The 20,920-nt window shown below is 39.9% G+C and carries 18 protein-coding genes; 12 read left to right on the forward strand and 6 right to left on the reverse strand.

Annotation, left to right across the window (positions count from 1 at the left end; translation table 11 throughout):
* Positions 1-152: 152 nt before the first annotated feature.
* Complete coding sequence (uvrA, locus tag ACJVDH_RS08245) at positions 153-2,657, reverse strand: excinuclease ABC subunit UvrA (RefSeq protein ID WP_443947084.1); 2,505 nt, start codon at positions 2,655-2,657, stop codon at positions 153-155.
* A 175-nt stretch (positions 2,658-2,832) separates the two neighbouring features.
* On the opposite strand from uvrA, the gene ACJVDH_RS08250 reads away from it, so the two are divergent.
* The 4 genes from ACJVDH_RS08250 (at position 2,833) to ACJVDH_RS08265 (ending at position 5,782) form a co-directional block, all read left to right on the forward strand.
* Complete coding sequence (locus ACJVDH_RS08250) at positions 2,833-4,362, forward strand: DEAD/DEAH box helicase (protein ID WP_443947085.1); 1,530 nt, start codon at positions 2,833-2,835, stop codon at positions 4,360-4,362.
* Positions 4,363-4,442: 80 nt separating this feature from the next.
* The gene (locus ACJVDH_RS08255; protein ID WP_443947086.1) at positions 4,443-5,156 is read left to right on the forward strand and encodes a DUF3891 family protein; all 714 of its coding nucleotides are present in this window, start codon (positions 4,443-4,445) and stop codon (positions 5,154-5,156) included.
* 114 nt (positions 5,157-5,270) lie between these two features.
* The gene (locus tag ACJVDH_RS08260) at positions 5,271-5,414 is read left to right on the forward strand and encodes a hypothetical protein (protein WP_443947087.1); all 144 of its coding nucleotides are present in this window, start codon (positions 5,271-5,273) and stop codon (positions 5,412-5,414) included.
* A gap of 5 nt (positions 5,415-5,419) precedes the next feature.
* The gene (locus ACJVDH_RS08265) at positions 5,420-5,782 is read left to right on the forward strand and encodes a hypothetical protein (protein ID WP_443947088.1); all 363 of its coding nucleotides are present in this window, start codon (positions 5,420-5,422) and stop codon (positions 5,780-5,782) included.
* A gap of 64 nt (positions 5,783-5,846) precedes the next feature.
* Here ACJVDH_RS08265 and ACJVDH_RS08270 read toward each other — a convergent pair whose 3' ends face one another.
* The 3 genes from ACJVDH_RS08270 to ACJVDH_RS08280 form a co-directional block, all read right to left on the reverse strand.
* Positions 5,847-6,311, reverse strand: a complete 465-nt coding sequence (locus ACJVDH_RS08270) for a hypothetical protein (protein WP_443947089.1) — start codon at positions 6,309-6,311, stop codon at positions 5,847-5,849.
* A gap of 234 nt (positions 6,312-6,545) precedes the next feature.
* Positions 6,546-7,937 carry a hypothetical protein gene (locus ACJVDH_RS08275; RefSeq protein ID WP_443947090.1) on the reverse strand — a complete coding sequence of 464 codons (1,392 nt, stop codon included), beginning with the start codon at positions 7,935-7,937 and terminating at the stop codon, positions 6,546-6,548.
* A gap of 176 nt (positions 7,938-8,113) precedes the next feature.
* On the reverse strand, positions 8,114-8,791 hold the full coding sequence (locus ACJVDH_RS08280) for a hypothetical protein (RefSeq protein ID WP_443947091.1): 678 nt from the start codon (positions 8,789-8,791) through the stop codon (positions 8,114-8,116).
* Positions 8,792-9,222: 431 nt separating this feature from the next.
* Between ACJVDH_RS08280 and ACJVDH_RS08285 the strand changes: the two genes are divergently transcribed.
* The 3 genes from ACJVDH_RS08285 (at position 9,223) to ACJVDH_RS08295 (ending at position 12,323) form a co-directional block, all read left to right on the forward strand.
* Positions 9,223-9,732, forward strand: coding sequence for a hypothetical protein (locus ACJVDH_RS08285; protein WP_443947092.1), 510 nt, complete (start codon positions 9,223-9,225; stop codon positions 9,730-9,732).
* Positions 9,733-10,165: 433 nt separating this feature from the next.
* Positions 10,166-11,014, forward strand: coding sequence for a DUF5694 domain-containing protein (locus tag ACJVDH_RS08290; protein WP_443947093.1), 849 nt, complete (start codon positions 10,166-10,168; stop codon positions 11,012-11,014).
* Between the two features lie 718 nt (positions 11,015-11,732).
* On the forward strand, positions 11,733-12,323 hold the full coding sequence (locus ACJVDH_RS08295; protein WP_443947094.1) for a hypothetical protein: 591 nt from the start codon (positions 11,733-11,735) through the stop codon (positions 12,321-12,323).
* A 1,081-nt stretch (positions 12,324-13,404) separates the two neighbouring features.
* On the opposite strand, the gene mnmE is transcribed toward ACJVDH_RS08295, so the two are convergent.
* Together mnmE and ACJVDH_RS08305 are read right to left on the reverse strand one after the other, a co-directional pair.
* Positions 13,405-14,763: a tRNA uridine-5-carboxymethylaminomethyl(34) synthesis GTPase MnmE gene (gene mnmE / locus ACJVDH_RS08300; protein ID WP_443947095.1), complete on the reverse strand. Its 1,359-nt coding sequence runs from the start codon at positions 14,761-14,763 to the stop codon at positions 13,405-13,407.
* A gap of 329 nt (positions 14,764-15,092) precedes the next feature.
* The gene (locus ACJVDH_RS08305; RefSeq protein WP_443947096.1) at positions 15,093-15,263 is read right to left on the reverse strand and encodes a hypothetical protein; all 171 of its coding nucleotides are present in this window, start codon (positions 15,261-15,263) and stop codon (positions 15,093-15,095) included.
* A 441-nt stretch (positions 15,264-15,704) separates the two neighbouring features.
* Between ACJVDH_RS08305 and ACJVDH_RS08310 the strand changes: the two genes are divergently transcribed.
* From ACJVDH_RS08310 to mdlD, 5 genes are all read left to right on the forward strand, one after another.
* Positions 15,705-16,508, forward strand: coding sequence for an SDR family oxidoreductase (locus ACJVDH_RS08310; protein ID WP_443947097.1), 804 nt, complete (start codon positions 15,705-15,707; stop codon positions 16,506-16,508).
* A 57-nt stretch (positions 16,509-16,565) separates the two neighbouring features.
* Positions 16,566-17,471, forward strand: a complete 906-nt coding sequence (locus tag ACJVDH_RS08315; RefSeq protein ID WP_443947098.1) for a helix-turn-helix domain-containing protein — start codon at positions 16,566-16,568, stop codon at positions 17,469-17,471.
* 391 nt (positions 17,472-17,862) lie between these two features.
* Positions 17,863-18,300, forward strand: coding sequence for a MarR family winged helix-turn-helix transcriptional regulator (locus tag ACJVDH_RS08320; RefSeq protein WP_443947099.1), 438 nt, complete (start codon positions 17,863-17,865; stop codon positions 18,298-18,300).
* 61 nt (positions 18,301-18,361) lie between these two features.
* Positions 18,362-19,360: an NADP-dependent oxidoreductase gene (locus tag ACJVDH_RS08325; RefSeq protein ID WP_443947100.1), complete on the forward strand. Its 999-nt coding sequence runs from the start codon at positions 18,362-18,364 to the stop codon at positions 19,358-19,360.
* Positions 19,361-19,506: 146 nt separating this feature from the next.
* A complete protein-coding gene (mdlD, locus tag ACJVDH_RS08330; protein ID WP_443947101.1) occupies positions 19,507-20,823 on the forward strand; it encodes an NAD(P)-dependent benzaldehyde dehydrogenase MdlD in 1,317 nt (438 codons plus the stop codon).
* The last annotated feature ends 97 nt before the right edge of the window (positions 20,824-20,920 follow it).

Genomic DNA, 20,920 nt, shown 5'->3' on the forward strand with positions numbered 1-20,920 from the left:
TGATTTTTTGCATGGCGGTCAAAGTTTTCCGGAGCGAGGTAGCCGGATTATGGGATGAATCCAGACTGATGATTAACGGACTATCCCTTCCTTTTCAATTCAGCAGGTGCTAATGATAGGGCTTTCAGAAATCTTATCATATTAAACCAGTTCTAGTCTTTTCCCAGATATGCCGCTAAAAAAGGCGCAGTTCTGCTTTCCCTGCACCTTAGCAGGCCATCGGTTCGGCCACTGTAGACGATCTTGCCTCCCTGATCACCCGCTCCAGGACCGATATCGATAATCCAGTCGCTTTGTGAAATCACCTGCATATCATGTTCAACCACAACAACGGTGTTTCCAGCATCAACGAGTCTATTGAGTTGCAGCAGTAAGCGTTCTACATCAGAAGGGTGTAGGCCAGTCGTTGGCTCATCCAGGATGTAAAGCGAGGATCCTTTCTGGCTTTTCTGAAGTTCGGTCGCCAGCTTGATGCGCTGTGCCTCGCCTCCGGAGAGTTCGGTTGCGGCCTGCCCAAGTCTTAAATAGCCAAGCCCAACTTCTCTTACAATATCCAGTGCACGGTAAATTGGCGGGTCCTCATCAAAAAAATCACAGGCTTCTTCCACCGTCATATCCAGTATCTGGGAAATGTTTTTTTCTTTATAAGTGACCTCAAGTGTTGCAGGGTTGTATCGGGAACCATTGCAGACAGGGCATGGGGTATACACGCTGGGCAAAAACAGCAGTTCGACCATTACAAACCCTTCACCCGTGCAGTTGGAACATCTTCCTTTTGCTACATTGAAGGAAAACCGCCCTGCATCGTATTTCCGTTTCCTGGCGAGCGGAGTTTCAGCAAAACGTTTTCTTACCAGGTCGAAAAGCCCGGTATATGTCGCAAGATTGGATCTGGGCGTTCTCCCTATGGGCCGCTGGTCGACGACCACAAGACGGGTGATCTGCGATAGCCCGCCCGATATCCTGCCTTTTAGTGGAACGGCCGGGTCCACTTCCGGTCCTTCGGGGAAAGTTTCCTTTTGCGCTTCTACCTGTTGTCCCAATCCCTCCGCAATAAGTCCTGCTAGTATTTGGCTGACCAGGCTGCTTTTTCCCGATCCGGATATCCCTGTGACGCAGGTCATTACCCCGACGGGGAAATCTACGTTCACCTGGTTAAGGTTATGCAGGGTAGCTTCCGATATGCTCAGCTGACCAGTGGGTGTTCTGGATGGTTGGATGTGATGCGATTTATTTCCAAATAAAAATGAAGCAGTAACCGAGCTTTTATCGTTCTTTAGTCCCTCTGGAAGGCCGCTGTAGAGAATGTACCCGCCATTTTCTCCCGCACCAGGGCCAACATCAACAATCCAATCGGCCTGTTTAATGATCTCAATTTCGTGTTCTACCACAAAAATGCTGTTCCCTGCATTTTTTAATTTATCCAGAATGCCCAGCAGCGCCGCAGTATCCGCAGGATGCAGCCCCGCTGATGGTTCATCAAGAACATAGATTACCCCAAAAAGATTGGAATGGACCTGGGTAGCAAGCCTTAGCCGCTGAAGTTCACCCGGCGATAAGCTTGGCGTGGTCCGTTCCAGGTTGAGGTAACCCAAGCCCAGTTCTAACATCACTTCGATGCGGGAGAGGATATCTGTGCAGATCCGTTGGCTGACAATCTGTTTTTCAGACTGCGGGGATTTTCCAGGGACCGCATGTTTTTTAAATATTTGAGAAAGTATTGATAAAGGTAGTCTGGACAGGGTGGTGATATCTTTTCCATCGAAGTTGACCGAGAGCGATTCTTTCCTGAGCCTTTTGCCCTTACAAAGAGGGCAGGGGGCAGTGATCATGTATTGGCTGACCCTTTTTTTCATCAGTTCGGATTGGCTGGATGAAAAGGTCTTAAGGACGTAAGGCTTCGCGCCGATAAAAGTCCCCATATAATCGGGGGTTCTTTTGTTTTTGATTGCTTTTGCTGTTTCTTCCGGGGAAAGACCGGGGTAAACAGGGACTGTCGGCGTTTCTGTGGTGAAAAGTATCCAGTCACGGTCTTTTTTGGGAATATCCCTCCAGGGGATATCCACATCAAAACCCATTGATACCAGGATGTCACGCTGATTCTGGCCCTGCCAGGCAAGCGGCCAGGAGGCAACTGCGCGTTGGCGTATGGTAAGGCTATCGTCGGGAACCATTGTTTTCTCATTTACCTCAAAGACGCTTCCCAGTCCGTGGCATTCGGGGCACGCACCCTGTGGTGTGTTTGCAGAAAAACCTTCAGCGTAAATAATGCCCTGACCTTTCGGATAATCACCCGCCCGCGAATACAGCATACGTAAGAGATTGGAAAGGGTAGTGACGCTCCCTACAGATGACCGGGTACTTGCGCCGCCGCGCTGCTGTTGAAGTGCGACCGCCGGCGGTAGACCATCAATCGAATCTACCTTAGGTACATTCATTTGGTTAAAAAGCCGGCGGGCATAAGGCGATACTGATTCCAGGTACCTGCGCTGAGCCTCAGCATAAAGTGTCCCGAAGGCCAGAGAAGATTTTCCCGAGCCTGAAACACCTGTAAATACGACAAGCTGATCCCTGGGGATGTCTAAACTGATATCTTTTAAATTATGTTCCCTCGCTCCACGTACCCTGATCATATTGTCCTTTTCCTGCGCTGCCATATTTAATTTACCTTAATTTCATTTATGCAACACTCCAGGCCTTGGTTAGTTTTTCTAACCGTGGATATTTTAAACCTGCAGGGGGGGTAAACAACCTGCTATCAGCACTAATTAAAAAACGTAATACAATCTTGCCCTCGCAAAACCTTCCGGGTTTTGGAACGGTTATAACATTATGCAAATCTTATCCCAACCATTATCGCCCAAAGGCAGCAAAAGATTATATCATTATCAGGAAAAAGACATCGGAATTCTTTTTGAAAAACTTGCTTCAGGCGGAAAAAACTCTCGTTTGCTTTACCAGTTGGCTACCGGGGGTGGAAAAACGGTTATATTTTCTGAGCTTGCTGACCGGTATATCAGAAACTATGGTAAGAAGGTTATTGTGCTTACTCATAGACGTGAACTCTGTAAGCAGACTTCTCTGGCGCTTAAAGCCACGGGTGTGAATAATAAGGTGGTGGACAGTGGGGTTAAACGCTTCTTCAGAAAAGACTTTTATCCATGTTATGTTGCAATGGTCGAAACCTTGAAAAACCGGATCAACGAGGGGCTAATCGATACGCAGGGTGTGGGGCTGGTAATTGTAGATGAAGCCCATCATAACTCTTTTCACAAACTGCTCGGTAAATTTCCCAATGCCGCTGTTATCGGGGTAACTGCTACACCTTTTTCAGCAGATGTAAACCTGCCGATGAACCAGTTTTACCAGGAGCTCGTGGTGGGTGAATCCATCAGCGCGCTGATTGAACAAGGTTTTTTGGCCAAACCTAAAACGTTTAGTTATCAGGTGGAACTCAATACCTTGATGAGGGGGATCCACGGCGACTTTACGGTAAGCAGCTCAGATGAACTTTATTCTTCTCCTGCTATGCTTGAACTGCTGCTGCATGCCTACAGGAAACACTCATCCGGAAAAAAAACTTTGATTTTTAATAATGGGATATTTACTTCACGTAAGGTGCTTGAAATGTTTGCCGGCTTAGGACTTCCCATCAGGCACCTTGACAATAAAACGGGTGGCTGCGAACGCGTGGAAATATTAAAATGGTTCAAAAAAACCAAGGGTGCAATATTAACATCAGTATCTATCCTTACTACTGGTTTCGATGAGCCTTCCGTACAAACCGTTATCCTTAACCGCGCAACAACTTCGCTCACCCTTTATCACCAGATGATTGGCAGGGGCGCAAGAAGGCTGAGCGGCAAAAAAACATTCAATATCATCGATTTGGGGCATAACGGAGAAAGATTCGGCGAATGGAATGAGCCTGTTGACTGGAAGCATGTTTTTGAAAACCCTGAAATTTATCATCAGAGCCTGCATCAAGCCATTGGTGAGATTCACCAGATGCCTGCGGAAATGAGGACCCGGTTCCCCAATAGTGCGGGGATTTCCTTCGATGTGCTTGCCGCATACAATGCCGCAACTGAAAAAGGGCAGAAAACAAAGGTAGTGCTTAGAGACTCAATACGGCAGCATGCGTTGATGTGTGCCGATAATGCAGATACCGTGAGTATGGCGCTGGAACTCGCAGGGGATCTGGACAAAGAGATCACCTGGCGGATTAAACAATATGCTAAGTGCCTCGGCACGGTTACCAGAAATTATGTCAAATGGTTGGGCGAAGATTACCGGAACCGCCTTATCGTGTTGATTGAAAAAATTATGTCGAGAAGGGTGATGATGAGGAGTGCAGGTTAGTATCCTAACGGATAAATAAAGATAAAAAATCAATTGTTAGCGGCTTTTCAGCCTAATATATATAAGCAAAAGGAGGGAAATTGATCGTTAAATACACAGAAAATGGATGGGAGATTATCACCCAGCGTGCCCATGGATTGTTAGCTGGGCAAATCTGTGCGAGGTGGAAAATTTCCGACCAGCCCAAAAGATGGGTGGAAACCCTTATGGCAACGACTGAGCATGATGATGTTTTTAATGAATTTCAGCTTGGCCCGCTGCTTACCGGGAGCGGCGGACCGGTAAATTTTAAAATGACGAGGTTTGATCGTGCAGCTTGTGAACAGTTGGTTGATATGGCATTGAGCAAAAGCCGTTTTATCGCATTACTTTTTGCCCGGCATATCGCTTTTACCCATGGCGAAGAGCCTGAGGCAAAACCATATTTGCTAACGCTAAAAAAATGTGAGGATCAATGGATAAAGGAGGCTGGAGTCAGTAGTTCAGAAGTTGACCAGGCTTATAAACTCCTTGAATTCTGTGATGCGTTTTCGCTGCTAATCTGCCAGGATCAGATTCCACCTGAAGAGCGTACACTGGAGATCAGCAGCGGTCCGGATGGAACCCCTTACCGGTTTTTTCAAAGAAACGGACAGCTTGTTGTAAACCCATGGCCTTTTGAAACAAAAAAGTTCGAGGTCACCTATGAATGTTTGCATTTAAAACAGATGAGTTATAAAAATGATGGTGAGTTCAGGGATGCATTGCGGAAAGCTAAAGTTGAACTTAAGAAAATCATTATTAGCAAACACTGATGTCTGGATTGGGGTGCTGCTGATAGTGGGGACGAAATTAGCTTCGCCCGTTTGCAACTTTATTGAACTATATGGCCACCAATTTGTTATTTGTTAAACTTAAAATATACCACCATGTTAGACCCAAAGGAAAAAGAGGAACAGTTGCGAGATCAAAATGTAAACCCTGAAGATGAAACCATCCAGGATTCAAACTGGGATGAGCATCAAAGGATAGATGAAGAAGGAAACGAATTACGTCCTGATGATATTAAATAAGGCATATGAAAAATATACTAATGATTTTAACCTCGCATAGCGGGATGGAAAATACCGATGGCAAGACCGGTGTTTGGCTTGGTGAATTTACAGATCCATATTACGAGTTTATTGATGCAGGTTATCATGTTGAGCTGGCCAGTCCAAAGGGAGGGCGGCCTCCTGTTTACCCGATGAGTGAGCTCACAGAAAACATCACAGGATCGAACCGCAGGTTTCAGGATGATGAAGTGGCAAAAGCCGCTTTTTCACATACGAAAGTTTTAGATCAGGTGAGCGCTGCTGAATATGATGCAGTATTCTATCCTGGTGGGCACGGACCGTTATGGGATCTTGCGAATGATAACAACAGCTGCGCAATCTTATGATTTCAGGACGAAACAGCCAAACAAAGGATTAAAATCTTAAACACGCTCAGAAGCAAAATTAATCCTATTTCTTCGTTTTAGGTTCTGTGCCGTATGCGCTCACCAAACTTGTACCAAACTCTATAAATGATTTACGGGCACCTAACGGCAAAGTTTTTAAAACATCATTATTGTTGAGATCCAAGACTTTGTCGGTTTTAAGTCCGTTGGTATAAAACAAATAAATTTCTTTATAAGTGTCTGTCAATACTTCATTAATATACATATCGACTTTGAATTGCACTTTGAAATAATAGACATATTGTTTGATATCAATTGCCGTATAAGTCATCGCACATCCCCCCCCACAGCTAACCACAAAGGATCTACTTTTAAGTTGCTTTAAACTCCTGTTCCTTGGCTGCCTTACAGCAATTTGTCTGGCACCAGCATCATTCAAAATCTCTAAGGTTTGTTTAGCTTCAGCCCTGCAGTCTATTGCCAATAGCCACAAAAATAAGCATAGTGATATGGTGTTGATTAATCGCATGTTTTTGGATTTATAATAGTTATGTATATTAAATAAAAATCAATCCAACTCATATCGGATTTACTTTTGTTTTTCCTGCTCCCATCTGTTATGAATGGAAAAAGATACCTCGGTTGTGCTAATGATGACTTCTACCCGCTGATCATCTACGAGTTATTCTGGCAGTGATCAAAAGATATATCAACATTGACGGTGTTTCTTCAAGTATTCAATTGTCCTGTCGTAGATAATGTATTAATCTATTTTATGGCTCTTAAAACTAGTTTCCATCATTGATTCCACAGATGAGGCATACCTGTTTATGATGAATAGTTTTGTATTGTCCATCAAATCGAATACCTGGATAAATTCTTTTTTGGGATCCATTTTGATGTCCTTTAATTCTTTAAAACTATCTTTTATCATATTGAGTTTCTTTTTATGGTCATCGGCTATGATTATTATTTTTGTCAGCGGTTGCTTTTTAATCTCTTCCAGGCCATTTAATGACATATTTGGAATGAGTTTATGAAAAGTATAGGGATAGTTTCTTTTAAAATACCTGGCATCCTCAATCTGATCAGTCAGGATAGCCCTATAGGTCAGGATGTTGTCCAGTTCATTGCTCCAGTCAGAAAATTTGCTGTCATAAATTTTCACGTAACTGCTGATAAAATTTTCATCAATCGTTTTTCCCCTGGATAGATATTCACTCAACAAAGGGTAAATTTCCTTTGCCATCAAATTAACGTATTTCACATAATACCAATCATCGGGATCGGGTTGGCCTTTCAGTTGAAGATATGCATAACCATTTCCCAGCCCGGTTGCAAGCACTTCGTTTAAAAGCAAAAATGCATATTGGCTGTTTTTTGATTTAGTAGACTCAAACCAGTTCTTTAAATTGTTCTTTAAGCCGATAGGTTGGCTGTCGTAGCCAATATGAAATATTTCGTGCAGCATTACACTAAACAATACGTCGTAGCTCTTAAAGTTTAAAGGGAACCGGACAACGGCAATATTCAAAAATGCCCTGGCGCCTATCCCGGTCTTTCCAATAGTGGGGTAGGCCACAACATTAAAGGGAATATCATTGTCCCATTCGGCACCATAGAATTTCATTACCCTACTATAGACTTTCGAAACCTTATCATTTGATATTTCTTGGTTTATTTTTATTAGTTGTTCTTCAAAAATTTCTTTGTTTGGATTGTAAATAAGTTCATTATACACGGGTATAAACGATTCCATTATATTGGATAGCTTGGCAAGTTCGTCATTGGGGAGAACTCCGAAAGATTTTGATTTGAAAGCCTTGATTGTTTTAGAATCGATAAGGTTTTTTTCAATCAGAGACCTTGATGCCAGTCCACTTTTTAAAGTGGGCGCATATTGCTCAAAGTGATAAAGGTAATCTATCTTTAAGTTATCGAACTGTTTGACTAAGGCCTTGAACTGATTGGTATTGTATCTGGATTTAGAAAATTCAGCTTTAAAAGCATTATCCGGATAGTTATCGGAGATTTTTTCCACGAAGTCATATGTGGCATACAACTCAGAATAGTTTACCTTGAGCTCTACCGTATTTTGAGCGTGTATTATCCGGGGTAAAAAAAGAAGGATAAAAAGGAATAGTTTTTTCTGCATACTGAGATTTTTATTGAACATTGATAATTTGTTTGGGCATAACCGATTTTCAGACTTTATAATATTTTAATTCTAAGGGAAATGAAATTTTCACGTTGTGATCAGCCATAAACATTGGGCAGTAGTGTAAAGTGATTTGGGCGACATGGATTAGATGGATGTTGACTGCGGGTTAATTAATCATTTTGATTAAAATTTATCAATCTATCTATATGACCGGATATTTTTATTTCGCTTCCTCTCAGTAACCTGGAATTCACAATGCCAGACTTCTCCGCGCTAAATCTAATTTCCAAACTATGGATTTTTGATCTACTATCAACATAGTTTGATCTGGATAATATGTATTTGCCATTGCTGCTGATCTTCCGGGTGAACAGGGGCTGGTAATCAAAGTTTCGGTGCAGCTGCGTTGAATTGCGTAAAAGCACACCTTTGGTCATCGATAATTCGGTGATTTCACTCAGGCCTTTCCAATAAATCACAAAATCCTTTGCAAGGTCACCTGTTAGTTCACATGAGATACTCCCGGGGTTAATTTTAGCAAGTGCCTCGATCTTACCCAAAAAATAAGTTTTACCATTTGGCAAGGTAATCTGGAGCTCATAGCCTTTTTCAACAGGAACATTATCCAATAAATACTTTGAAGTGGTTGTATAATATAGTTCCTGCCTTTCAATATAACTCAAAGCGACCTTATTAGCACTGATTTTAATCTTTTTATTGCGGATTGACCGTCCATCTTTATCATATATATAGACGGAAACATCATTTTTCTTTTTGCTGGTAAGGTCCTGGGATATTGCAATTCGTACATCTAATGCAGAAAGTTCATCTAGGTTCTCCGTAGACAAGGGAGATTCACAGCTGCTAACTATTAAAAGGCAGTTGATCAGAAAAAAAATGAGGGTAGGCCGCATCAGAATAATAAAATTGAACTGGAAAAAAAACCTTGTATCAAACACCATCTCGCTGGGACAATATTATTTACTTTAACCGGTTCCGGCAAAAACAATGGAATATGCCGGATGGTAGGAATATCTCTACGTGTCCCAAGGTCCACCTTATAATGACAAAAATATTGATTTTCAACATATATCACAATATAGTGAAATAATATTTTAATTTGGCAGAAGTTTTTGAGCAAGCCTAAGGGATTATCAATAGCCTCGCGTAATTCGGTTATGGGCGGACCAAACCATTATCGTCAAAGCAATAGAATCGGTAAAGGCCAGTTAGTTACATTGAAAATATAAGTTAGAGAATAATCATAGAAATATTTAATATGCCAGAGTTAAACTTAGTGATGTCGTTAAAGGACTTCTATCATTATATACAAGAAATCATTGAAAAAAATGGAGCCATTTTTTATAGTGATTACAAAAAAGACAAACATGAAATTGGCATCAGAAAAGCAAAAAACAAAGACTTTGATTATATCAGGGAAAAATTCCTGTCATTTTATATTCTTACCCAGGCTGTGAAGATTACCCAAAGTACCATTTATGATGATGATCTGGCACCGTTTGTTATCCTAGGGGAAGGGGGACGTACCGATTCCGGTAGAATCGAACGTATAAATTTGAGGATTTTATCAAAAAAACCAGAAAAGAGAGCTGTGATCATTTTCAATGCAATTAAGAATAAATTGAAAAAGGATGACGCCATAGCGATGGGTGTAAAAGGTGGATCGAGATTTCATGAGAATTATTTTTATCAAAAAGAACATGTTGGAAAAAAGATGTTCATAACTGATTTCCATAATGATTTGGCCCCTGTTATTGAAGTATTATAAAACGATGCCTTAAGCATATTTTACCACAAGGTTTTTTTCCTCTCTTGTTGGTGATAACAATCATAAAACGTGAGTAGGCCTGAGAAAGAACCTAAATGGCCTTGTACGCTTAGCGCAAAGTTGGTCAAAGATGTCAGGCGGCTATTTTAACAGCTAGGAAAACCTTGTCAGGATTAGCCTCTGCTATAGTGAAGAAAAATATATATGATCGGGTTTACGTTAAGCTTTCACCCTTTATGAAACCAATAAGCGTTCTGCTTCGCGTTGGTATAAGATTTTCAGGCATTGGGATAATAAAGTTTAGGTACAGAATCCCAGGCTATAGTTTTGTTTAACTTCTGGCTGGGAACAGTTCGTGCAACCATTAACACATAATAAACTAAAGTTAAATGCTATACTGTTACCTGTCAAAATAAACCTAAATGTTAAAAACATGATTTTGGACAAAAAAAAATTAAACATCTTAATTGCTGCTTTTTTTATACTGGCATTTGCTTCTTGTGCATATAAAACTGGCTATAGCGGTAAAAAGATTTACGAAGACAAATTCGAAGATGCTGTACCTGTACTCAATGTTGCCACTTTTCACATGGGGGAAACATCCGATGCAAATTCGACAGCATTTGACGAAAAAGACTCAAAAAATCAGCAGGATATTCGCACATTGGCCAAGAAATTGGCAATTTTCAAACCAACTATTATTGTTATAGAAGACAGACCGGTAAATAATTCAACTAGGAGAGGTGACTACATGGATTATCTCCAAAACCCAAAAAAGAAATATGACAATCCTGATGAGAGAGAACTTCTTGCATATGAGGTGGGACGATTAAGTGGCGCACAACGGATATATGGAATTGATTTTAAAGAAAGTTATGATTATCAGATTGGTGGCAAGGTTAAGAATCGCATGGACCAAACTACCAGCAATAGATACTGGAAACTTATCGATGAGAACGAAAAGAAAATCCCTGAAGAGGGTATTCCTTTTTATGAACTTTTCAAACTTAACAATCATCCCCAATACCTGGAAAGCTTGATCAACATCAATGCAGATATACTTACTTATATCTCCAGCAAGGGGAAATCGGAAGGAGCTGACGAAGCCGCAAAATTTTATCATAGAAACCTGGTGATGTTCTCTAACCTTAACCAGATTCCCATAGATAAAAGCGACCGGATATTTATTCTCATGGGCGGAGCACACACCGCATTTTTTAATGATTTTTTGAGAAGGAGCCCAAAATACAGACTTGAAGACCCGTTTCAATATCTTAACTAAAGATTTAAAGATTTAACGGACAAAAGTAAATCACAAAACCGAGCTAATAGGGAAATACAAGAGTTTTCGGGATTACTGCAATGATGTATAAGGTTATCGTGCAAATATAGAAAGCTAGAGCGTCCACATAAGTTGGTTTTAGGTAGTCAACACCGGCAGAAAAATCGGCTACTGTACCGCATTGGCAGCCTTGTAGTCTTTTGAAAAAAAAGCAGATATCTTGGGCTGTGGTGATTAGTGAAGTTTAAAGAGTAAAATTTAGTCTATAAATAAAATTCACACTAAAGAAATAAATTTTAAATTCGCCGCTGCCAATTGTTGTGGACAGACATTATTGAGATGATTTGGAAGAATACTAAACTAATTATTATAAACTGTTTGTTCCTTTGTAGTTGCACAAGGGGCCAGAACCAGACGACTGCAGATCCATCCGAATCCGGGGTATATCGCGACATGACTGCAAAAACAACCACATTGATGAAATCATTTAAGGAAAGGCCCTACTATAGCGTTGATTTTGACAATAGCAATAGTGGATGCCAGTTTCAAATTTTGGTAAATGATATACCTGTTGCAAAAAAAATAGGTGTCAAAGGGGCAATTACATCCTCTTCTCCGATCAATTCTTGTACGTAGCGGACCCCAGAAGCTTACCATAAAACTTTGCCCTAATCTGGGCAAAAGCAATATTACCACCTCAGCCAACAATACTTCACCTATGACTATTTCAGTGAGCTATAGAAAAGATGTATGGGATGATAAAGATATTAGCGAAGTAACGGTATTTCGCGTACCAGAGATAACAATCCCAGCAGAAGGACTTTCCCATTTTGAGTGTGAATATGATTTTGAAGCCAACATACCCTATAAATTTCAAGGCTGGGCAACCTCGAAAGATCTAACTAAGGTTCCTGACATTGAAAGAAAGGTAATGGACAGGTTCAGTGAGTTCAAGGCACTTTTGATCGCCAAAGATTATAACGCATTTGCGAAAATGAAAAAGCAAAAGGATGTGGAAATGAATACCTCTTTTTTCTTGCGAGCCGGAGAAATAGAGGAAGGCGAGGATTTCGAAAGAACAGGGTTTACGGAGAAAGATGCAGAGGTCTTGCCTTTTGATAATGTTAAAGTTACTTTTTACGGCTACGGAAGGTTAGTGACCTTAGAAAATATCACAGATAAAGGGTCTGCACTGAGAACAAAAATCAGACACCTCTTTGCTGACGGTAAAGTTAAAGAGGAATTAATCAAATTCCCCATACTGCTGCATATACCACAAGATTCGGATAAACTTGAAATTATCAGATAATTAATTTGGATGAGAAATGGATCTATCTAAAATTTTTATATGCGAAAGTCGGGTTGAGAGAATATTATCATACTTTCTCCTTGTCGCCGGTAAATTAAAGCATGCTTTTCAGAGAATAATGCTTGTTTCTACGCGGTTTAAGATGTTCGATCGCAAAGTGCATAAGTAAAATTAAATCTGATGCACCATTTCGGATTTTTATTCATTCTTAGTGTGTATTTCGGAAATACTATCCATCCCTGTACGTTCCAAACTGTTCAGTAGGCACTATGGATTTATAGTCTGAGGCTTACCGCATAGATCCTCTCAGAGATCATCAGATTCATGCTACCCATCTATTACCACTTACTAAGTAATCCTGAAGAAAGGCTCCTTTTGCTTCGCAAAAGCCCTTACGAGCTACCATAGGCACTCTAAGAACAGCACTTGTAAAATAGATAGGCTGTCCGAGTTTGATTTTCTTTTAAAGTGGTTTTTCCTCCACCCAGAATCGATTTCGTTCATCAAACAGCACCTTGTTCCAGACCACGTCTGGATAGGCTTAAACCCCCTTAAAATCAGCCGATTGAACACTTTTTAGCGAAAATCAGTGCCAGTTTGCGACGTTAGATGTGGCCAGTTTGCAAAAAAAGAGATGGCCAGTTTTGGAATAATCTACACCTAGTCTTAGGATTGTTGTAAATAGATAATTTTAAGGATTTTAGTGTTGTTTTTCCACCCTTTGGAGTTACTTCAAGATGAAGCATTGATTTGTTATTTTTTAACTGATGAACTCTAATTGCTACTGACATAAATTTCTGATTTTTAGTATCATACAAATCTATACCATCTAAAAATTGTAAAAAAATTTCTAGTGTAAAACCATTTTCATGTTTATTTTATGGTTCCAATAAAAGTAACTAAAAGAAAATAAGAGCAATTACAGTTTTTGCATGTATTTCAGACATTTTTCTGACGTTTTTTTTCTTCGGTAAAACGTAAGACTTTTTTAGGAGAAAAAGCAACTATTGGCAATCAAGAGAAAAACAAAACCTTGTTTAAATTACAATAGGTAAACATTTACCCATCAAAGGTTAAAACACTATTTTCCGATACAAAACTTCGTAAAAATATTATCCAGTAAATCATCAGTAGTTACTGTTCCGGTAATTTCTCCCAGATAATGCAGCGCCTGTTTAATGTCCATTGCCAGGAAATCAGAAGTTACCGGATTATCAACGTTTTCGAGAACGCGTTGCAATGCATTTTCGGTCTGTTTCAGCGCCTCCACATGGCGGATGTTAGTCACCAACGTTTCGCTGGTATTGATGTGATGCAGGTTAACCTGCTCAAGCAAGGTGTCTTTAAGTTCGTCTATTCCAATTTTTTCTTTTGCAGAAATAAAAACCACATTCAGATTGGTATATTTTTTCTTTTCTTCTTCCGAAAAGGATTCGGCTTTATTGATGATTACAAGATTAGGAATGCCCAGTTTTTCCAGACCGATGATTTGCTCTTCAATTTCGCTAATTTCTTGCAGGGTATCGGCCATATAAATAATTAATTTGGCCTGTTTCATTTTTTCCAGCGTACGTTCAACGCCGAGTGCTTCAATAATATCAGCAGTATCCCGAATGCCTGCGGTATCTATAAAACGGAAAACCACACCACCAATCGCCAGTTCATCTTCGATCGTATCACGGGTGGTACCAGCAATATCAGACACAATAGCCCGCTCTTCATTCAATAAAGCATTCAGCAGCGTAGATTTGCCCACATTCGGTTTCCCGGCAATAACAATTGGAACACCGTTTTTAATCACATTACCCAATTCGAAAGATGAAATTAAACGCTGCAATACATAATTGATTTTTGAAACCAATGTTTTCAATTGCTCGCGATTGGCAAACTCCACATCTTCTTCTGCAAAATCAAGTTCAAGCTCAATCATGGATGCAAAGTGAATCAACTGGTCTCGCAAACCTTTCAATTCATTGGCAAATCCGCCGCGCATTTGCTGCATCGCTACATCATGTGAAGCTTTAGAATTTGAAGCGATCAAATCAGCTACCGCTTCGGCCTGACTTAAATCAAAAGCGCCATTTAAAAATGCACGAAGCGTAAATTCACCAGGTTTTGCTGCACGCGCACCTTTGTGAATTAATAGATTTATAATCTGCTGGATAATGTAATTTGATCCATGACAGGAAATTTCTACCACATTTTCTTTTGTATACGATTTTGGAGCAACAAATAAACCCGCTACAACCTCATCAATCAATTGATCGCCATCTTTAAGCAAGCCAAAATGTAAGGTATGACTGGCCTGCTCTTCCAGATTTTTTCCAGAAAAAACTTCATTCGTTAATCGGATGGCATCTGGTCCGGATAGGCGAATAACGCCGATGGCACCAGATCCCGGAGGTGTAGACAATGCAATAATGGTATCTTGATGATTCATATTTCTGACTGAAAATGCAAAGGTAGGGAAAAGAAACAGAATAATTTTTGGAGGAAAAGAACGGCAACCTATCACCTTTAGTGATAGGTTAGAATTACACCTGACCTTTGCATAAAAATACCAGATCTGCACTGTTTAATAAATGGTAGAATTTGATTTTAACGATTGTAAAAGAATACGATGAACTGAACAAAATTTGCACAATCGGTTAATTTTTCAGGAAGTTATTTGTTATCGTTCAATTGACAGGATTGTTATTTTCAATCCAGTCAATATCTATCTAAATAAAGCCATAACGATTAGGATTTCGCAATAATTTCTATGCTTACTTAAGTTAAGAAACTACTGCGATCAGAATGACCTGAGACAAGCCATAAACATCCAATCCAGGCCAGAATTGCTGTAGAAATTCCCAGTTCCGGATCAGCCATAGAAAATGACAGTCGCAAGGCGATTACTGAGATGGCTGCAGCAAAAAAATATGGAATAATTCTTTTCATTTTTGGATTACTTTGTTTTCTGTTGCTATTCAAAAATCCAACCAAAAAGACTTCAGTTTAATTAAATTATTCAATGTTAGATTTAGTTGACATTTCAACTAAAAAAGTCAGGAATTAAAATCGGAACAAGCGATGGAACTGACCCTATCGGGATAGATTACACAAAATCTCCCAAGCTAAAATAGTGGATTAGCATGCCAAAACAGATGTGTTATCGTTTATGTACCATAAAAAGGTCATATATGGCGGCAATGTTTTTTTCTATGGCATGTCAGTTTTTCCAATAGCCATAATAAAGTGAATCAGGTAAAACCTGAAAATAAGTCAATATTGCCTGCACAAACATTGTTCAGGATATCCAATCTGGATACAAAATTGTCCGATCTGGAAACATTTCAGGATTTTGTTTTTCTGAGTTTTGTTTTTCAAAACAATGAGAATATGCAGAAGACAATTTTTATTACGGGAAGTTCGAGCGGTTTGGGCAAGGCAACAGCCATATTATTTCAGCAAAATGGCTGGAAGGTAATTGCCACAATGCGTAATCCCGAAGCTGAAACCGAATTAAACCATCTGGAAAATGTACATCTATTGCCCCTTGATGTTACAAAGCCTGAACAAATCAATGCATGTGTAGAACAGGCCTGCCGACTTGAAAAAATAGATGTGGTTTTCAATAATGCCGGTTATGGTATGTTGGGTGTAATGGAGGCTTTCAGTGATGAGGACATTACCAGACAAATTGAAACGAATCTTTTAGGGCCAATTAGGGTAACGCAGGCATTTATTCCGCATTTTAGACAAAACGGGGGAGGAATTTTTCTAACGACAACTTCTCTTGGAGGGTTTGTAGGATTTCCGCTTTGTGGTGTATACAATGCTACCAAGTTCGGAATTGAAGGATGGACTGAGGGCATGTCATATGAATTGGCTCCACATCATATTCAGATTAAGACCATAGCACCAGGTGCCATTACTACAGATTTTTCGGGAAGATCACTCGATAAGAAAAAACACGATGCTTACCACACAGTTGAGGAAAAAGTTTTTAATTTCATCGATTCCATGCACGATGAAGGAGCTTCGCCGGAGCAGATTGCACAAATTGTGTATGAGGCTGCAACAGATGGAAAAGATCAGGTGAGCTACCTCGCGGGCAAAGATGCTCTTGCTACTTTTGATCGGAAATTACAAATTGGAAGCGAAACCTTGAGAAAGGAAATGGCTAAACAAATTTTTGGATAGCTACTTTTTGGTAAGAATAGCTTTAAACCATATGATCAGTCGTAACTTTACCGAAGTATGAAAATAATCCATTCCATTTCTGAATACCACCGTTTGTTGTCGCTCAGCGCACCTGCTCATCCACTCATTAGCGTTGTAGATGTTGCAGAAATGCGCTTTCTGGACGATGAAGCGTGGGATGGGTATACGCTCGATTTTTATGTGATATCGTTGAAAAGGAATGTTTCAGGAACAACAAGGTACGGGCGGGCACATTACGATTATGATAAAGGTTTAATGACTTTCATAGCCCCGCATCAGGTACTTTCCTTAAACCAGGAACAGCGTATCCCGGAGTATCCGCCTTCGGGATATTCGCTTTTTATTCATCCGGATTTTTTGTTTAAACATTCTCTCGCTTCAATTATTAGGGAGTACGGCTTTTTCTCCTATTCTGTTAACGAGGCGCTCCACCTTTCTGAGAAGGAGGAAGGATATATTTTGGATATTTTTGGCCGGATTCAGGAAGAATACCAACACATAGATTTGCACACGCAGGATATTATCCTTGCGCAGGTTGATTTGTTGCTCGGATACAGCAACCGCTTTTATCAGCGTCAGTTTATTACCCGCAAGACGGCAAACCACAACCTGTTGGATAAGATGGATCAGTTTCTGGAACAATATTTTGAACAACAACGGAGCCTCAGAACGGGCATGCCTACAGTGGAGGCCATTGCCAAAACGCTTCAGGTTTCTCCACATTATCTTAGTGATTTATTGCGTTCGTTAACCGGGAAAAATGCACAACAATACATTCAGATACATCTTATCGAAAAAGCCAAAGTATATTTGAGTACCACCAATCTCAATGTAGCAGAAATTGCCTATTTGCTTGGATTTGAGTACCCGCAATCGTTCAATAAACTGTTTAAAAAGAGAATGAATGTTTCTCCACTAGAATTTCGCAAGGCGTTTAAATAGTTAATAGTATGCAGAATGGCGCCCAGACTGAACAAAATATAAGACTTGCCGTAATAAGTCAATATATTTTCGCGAAGCGTTACAAACATCGTTGAGGCAGATAGTTAATGCTTAAACTACTATATTACCTTCGAATACACCCTAATTCATGGCCTCGACAAAGAACTTGAAGATAGTGTAGATGTGTTCAAGTATTTTTAGGTATTGCACAATTGCTACAACAGAACGTTTTTTACCTTAAAGATTTGTCCTCTTGTTGAGCATAAGCTATGTCAGAACAAGAGATATAGAATCCAATTTCAGGAGTTTGGCAGCTATCAATAAGTGCCGATAATAATTTTAATGGTGCAATTCTGACAAAAATATCATCCATGGATGATATTTTTGCGCTATGAAAATAGAGAAGGAGATTAAGCATACCTTTGCCAGTCCTCAACAAAGGGCGCTCACCAACATTATCTTCACTTCAAATTGGGTGCTGAATAGAATATCGCTAGCGCTTAAACCTACCGGACTATCGCTTCAGCAATTCAATGTGCTGAGTATTTTATACGGACAACCACAACATGTTGCAACAGTAAACCTCATTACAGAACGTTTAATAGATCGCATGCCCAATACTTCAAGACTGATCAATAAATTAATGGAAAAGGGGCTTGTTGAAAAGGAAAAAAACAATACCGACCAACGGGTTGTATCTATAAGATTAACGAAGAGCGGCGCATTGCTAAAGGAGCAGGGTAGGGAAATTATGGATGCTATTCTTGTAAACCTAACGGATGATGAGGCTAATGTTCTGAATGGTTTTTTAGAAAAAATTAGAGATTAAAAAAAAATTAAATATAAATCATCCATGGATGATTATTCCATGGATTGTAAATTGAATAAATATGAAAAGTAAAGTCATTCTTTTTGATAAACGCCCGTTGGGCAAACCTGCTTTTGAAAATTTCCGTTTTGTTGAAGAAGAAATTCCTGCAATAGAAAGCGGGCAATTGTTGTTAAAAACATTGTATGTTTCTGTCGATCCTTATTTAAGAGGGCGCATGACAGAGGCCAAATCATATATTCCGCCATTTGAACTGGGCAAACCGCTCGCTTCTGTATTAGTTGCTGAAGTCGTGGAAAGCAAACAAGAAGGTTTTCAAAAGGGTGACTTTGTAACCGGCAGTCTTGAGTGGAAAGAATTTCAGGTTTCTAACGGCAAAGGATTGCGAAAAATTGAAGCGGTTGATGGACAACTTTCTCCCCACCTGGGCGTGTTGGGCATGACCGGACTTACCGCTTACTTCGGGCTAACAGAAATCGGCAAGCCAAAAGAAGGCGAAACAATAGTAGTGTCTGGAGCTGCAGGTGCCGTGGGCAGTATTGTAGGGCAAATTGGGAAAATCCTTGGATGCAGGGTTATCGGTATTGCCGGATCTGATGAAAAAGTGGATCTTTTAAAAAACCGCTTTGGTTTTGATGAAGCCATAAATTACCATACATCTTCAGATATGAGTGCAGCAATTGCGGCTGCAGCACCGAAAGGCGTTGATGTTTATTTTGATAATGTAGGCGGCGCGATTTCCGACGCCGTGTTAAGTCATATCAATAGGTTTGCACGCGTACCTGTATGCGGGGCAATCGCAAGTTATAATAATACACAGCCGGATCTTGGCCCGAGAGTACAAACAGTACTGGTAAAAAACAGTGTACTTATGCAGGGGTTTATTGTGGGTAATTATCAGGAGAAGTTTCCGCAAGGCATTGCCCAATTGACCCGTTGGCTATTAGAAAGGAAAATTGTTGGAACTGAAACTATTGTTGAAGGTTTTGATCAGATTCCGCAGGCATTTATCGATCTATTCGACGGGAAAAACAACGGTAAAATGATTGTTAAGATTTAAACCATTGTTCGGGAAATTCAGTTTCGCCAAAGTACGTTGCTGGTTGAAATCTTAAATGTCAACTCAGAATAATTAATAAAACCATACAATTTTAGCCAGTTACCAGCTTTTTGGTTTTCCGTTGATTATCAACTAGAAAAATAAACATGAATACAAATAATAGTGAAATTCTGGCAATATTTAACAGTCAGAAAGCATATTTTTCTCAAGGCGAAACCTTGGGAATTGATTTCCGGATTAAACAGCTTAAAAAACTTAGAGCAGAGGTGGTTGCTCATACCGATGCGATATGTGATGCAATGGAAGTTGATTTGGGAAAAAGCAGGGCAGAGACCGAATATGCAGAGATCAATATCGTACTCAACGAACTTGATTACTGTGTAGGCAATCTGGAAAATTGGGCTAAGCCAATTGAGATGCCCATCAGTCAGCATCCTTCCGGTTCAACAATAAAAAGTAAAGTTATGTATCAGCCTTATGGATTGACTTATATCGTTGGCCCGTTTAATTATCCGCTTCAATTAACTTTAAGTCCGTTATTGGGTGCAATTATGGGCGGAAATACTGCGATAATTAAACCTTCGGAAAATACACCTCATGTTGCAATAGTGATTGAGGATATTATAAAAAGTGCTTTTTCCGGTGATTACATCAGTGTGATTCAAGGTGGGGTAGAAGAGAATACGTACTTGCTTTCTTTGAAATTCGACTATATATTTTTTACTGGTAGTCCGACTGTTGGTAAAATTGTAATGAAAGCTGCAGCAGAACAATTAATTCCGGTAACGCTTGAACTTGGCGGCAAATCACCAACTATTGTACACCATGATGCTGATATCGAAAAAGCTGTGCAAAGGATTTCTCGCGGTAAATGGATGAACTGTGGTCAAACCTGTGTAGCTCCGGATTACTTATACGTCCATGAATCAATAAAAGAAAAGCTGGTTGCTGCATTTATTTCGCATTTGGAAAATACCTATGAAGAAGGCTCATTCGGCAGAATTGGAAAACTTGTTTCGTCTCGCCAGGTAGAAAAACTTGCTGGTTTTCTTGATTCCGCAAAACAGAAGATTGTATATGGAGGCAAACACGATTCCGAATCTCGCTATTTTGAAGCAACGATAATGAATAACGTAAACTGGGAAGATCAAGTAATGCAGGAAGAAATATTCGGCCCTATTTTACCAATTTTAACCTATTCAGCTATCGATGAGGCCATTGCTGAGATCAATTCTCGCCCTAAACCACTTGCACTTTATGTATTTACTGAAGATTCTGCACTGGCAGATGACGTATTGAAAAGAACTTCAAGTGGTGATGCAGAGATCAATAGTACGCTGATTCATGTTGGCACGCATTATCTTCCTTTTGGCGGTGTAGGTACATCGGGTCTGGGTAAATATCACGGTGTGTACAGTTTTCAAACTTTCTCACACAGCAGGTCAGTATTGGAGGTTATATAAAGGTTTTTAGTTAATCATTTAGATGGAGAATCTAAAATATTGTTCGTCATTATTAGATGGCGAACAATATTTTTGTCCTCATCGAAACAAGCGATTA

The sequence above is a fragment of the Pedobacter terrestris genome, assembly GCF_052343045.1.
Lineage (GTDB): Bacteria > Bacteroidota > Bacteroidia > Sphingobacteriales > Sphingobacteriaceae > Pedobacter.

What these genes read in the sequence shown, in the direction of transcription:
- mnmE (WP_443947095.1), bottom strand. Translation starts at nt 14,763, where the DNA reads ATGAATCATCAAGATACCATTATTGCATTGTCTACACCTCCGGGATCT.
- ACJVDH_RS08295 (WP_443947094.1), top strand. Translation starts at nt 11,733, where the DNA reads ATGACTATTTCAGTGAGCTATAGAAAAGATGTATGGGATGATAAAGAT.
- ACJVDH_RS08265 (WP_443947088.1), top strand. Translation starts at nt 5,420, where the DNA reads ATGAAAAATATACTAATGATTTTAACCTCGCATAGCGGGATGGAAAAT.
- ACJVDH_RS08260 (WP_443947087.1), top strand. Translation starts at nt 5,271, where the DNA reads ATGTTAGACCCAAAGGAAAAAGAGGAACAGTTGCGAGATCAAAATGTA.
- ACJVDH_RS08325 (WP_443947100.1), top strand. Translation starts at nt 18,362, where the DNA reads ATGAAAAGTAAAGTCATTCTTTTTGATAAACGCCCGTTGGGCAAACCT.
- ACJVDH_RS08290 (WP_443947093.1), top strand. Translation starts at nt 10,166, where the DNA reads ATGATTTTGGACAAAAAAAAATTAAACATCTTAATTGCTGCTTTTTTT.
- ACJVDH_RS08320 (WP_443947099.1), top strand. Translation starts at nt 17,863, where the DNA reads ATGAAAATAGAGAAGGAGATTAAGCATACCTTTGCCAGTCCTCAACAA.
- ACJVDH_RS08310 (WP_443947097.1), top strand. Translation starts at nt 15,705, where the DNA reads ATGCAGAAGACAATTTTTATTACGGGAAGTTCGAGCGGTTTGGGCAAG.
- ACJVDH_RS08270 (WP_443947089.1), bottom strand. Translation starts at nt 6,311, where the DNA reads ATGCGATTAATCAACACCATATCACTATGCTTATTTTTGTGGCTATTG.
- mdlD (WP_443947101.1), top strand. Translation starts at nt 19,507, where the DNA reads ATGAATACAAATAATAGTGAAATTCTGGCAATATTTAACAGTCAGAAA.
- ACJVDH_RS08250 (WP_443947085.1), top strand. Translation starts at nt 2,833, where the DNA reads ATGCAAATCTTATCCCAACCATTATCGCCCAAAGGCAGCAAAAGATTA.
- ACJVDH_RS08315 (WP_443947098.1), top strand. Translation starts at nt 16,566, where the DNA reads ATGAAAATAATCCATTCCATTTCTGAATACCACCGTTTGTTGTCGCTC.
- ACJVDH_RS08275 (WP_443947090.1), bottom strand. Translation starts at nt 7,937, where the DNA reads ATGCAGAAAAAACTATTCCTTTTTATCCTTCTTTTTTTACCCCGGATA.
- uvrA (WP_443947084.1), bottom strand. Translation starts at nt 2,657, where the DNA reads ATGGCAGCGCAGGAAAAGGACAATATGATCAGGGTACGTGGAGCGAGG.
- ACJVDH_RS08285 (WP_443947092.1), top strand. Translation starts at nt 9,223, where the DNA reads ATGCCAGAGTTAAACTTAGTGATGTCGTTAAAGGACTTCTATCATTAT.
- ACJVDH_RS08305 (WP_443947096.1), bottom strand. Translation starts at nt 15,263, where the DNA reads ATGAAAAGAATTATTCCATATTTTTTTGCTGCAGCCATCTCAGTAATC.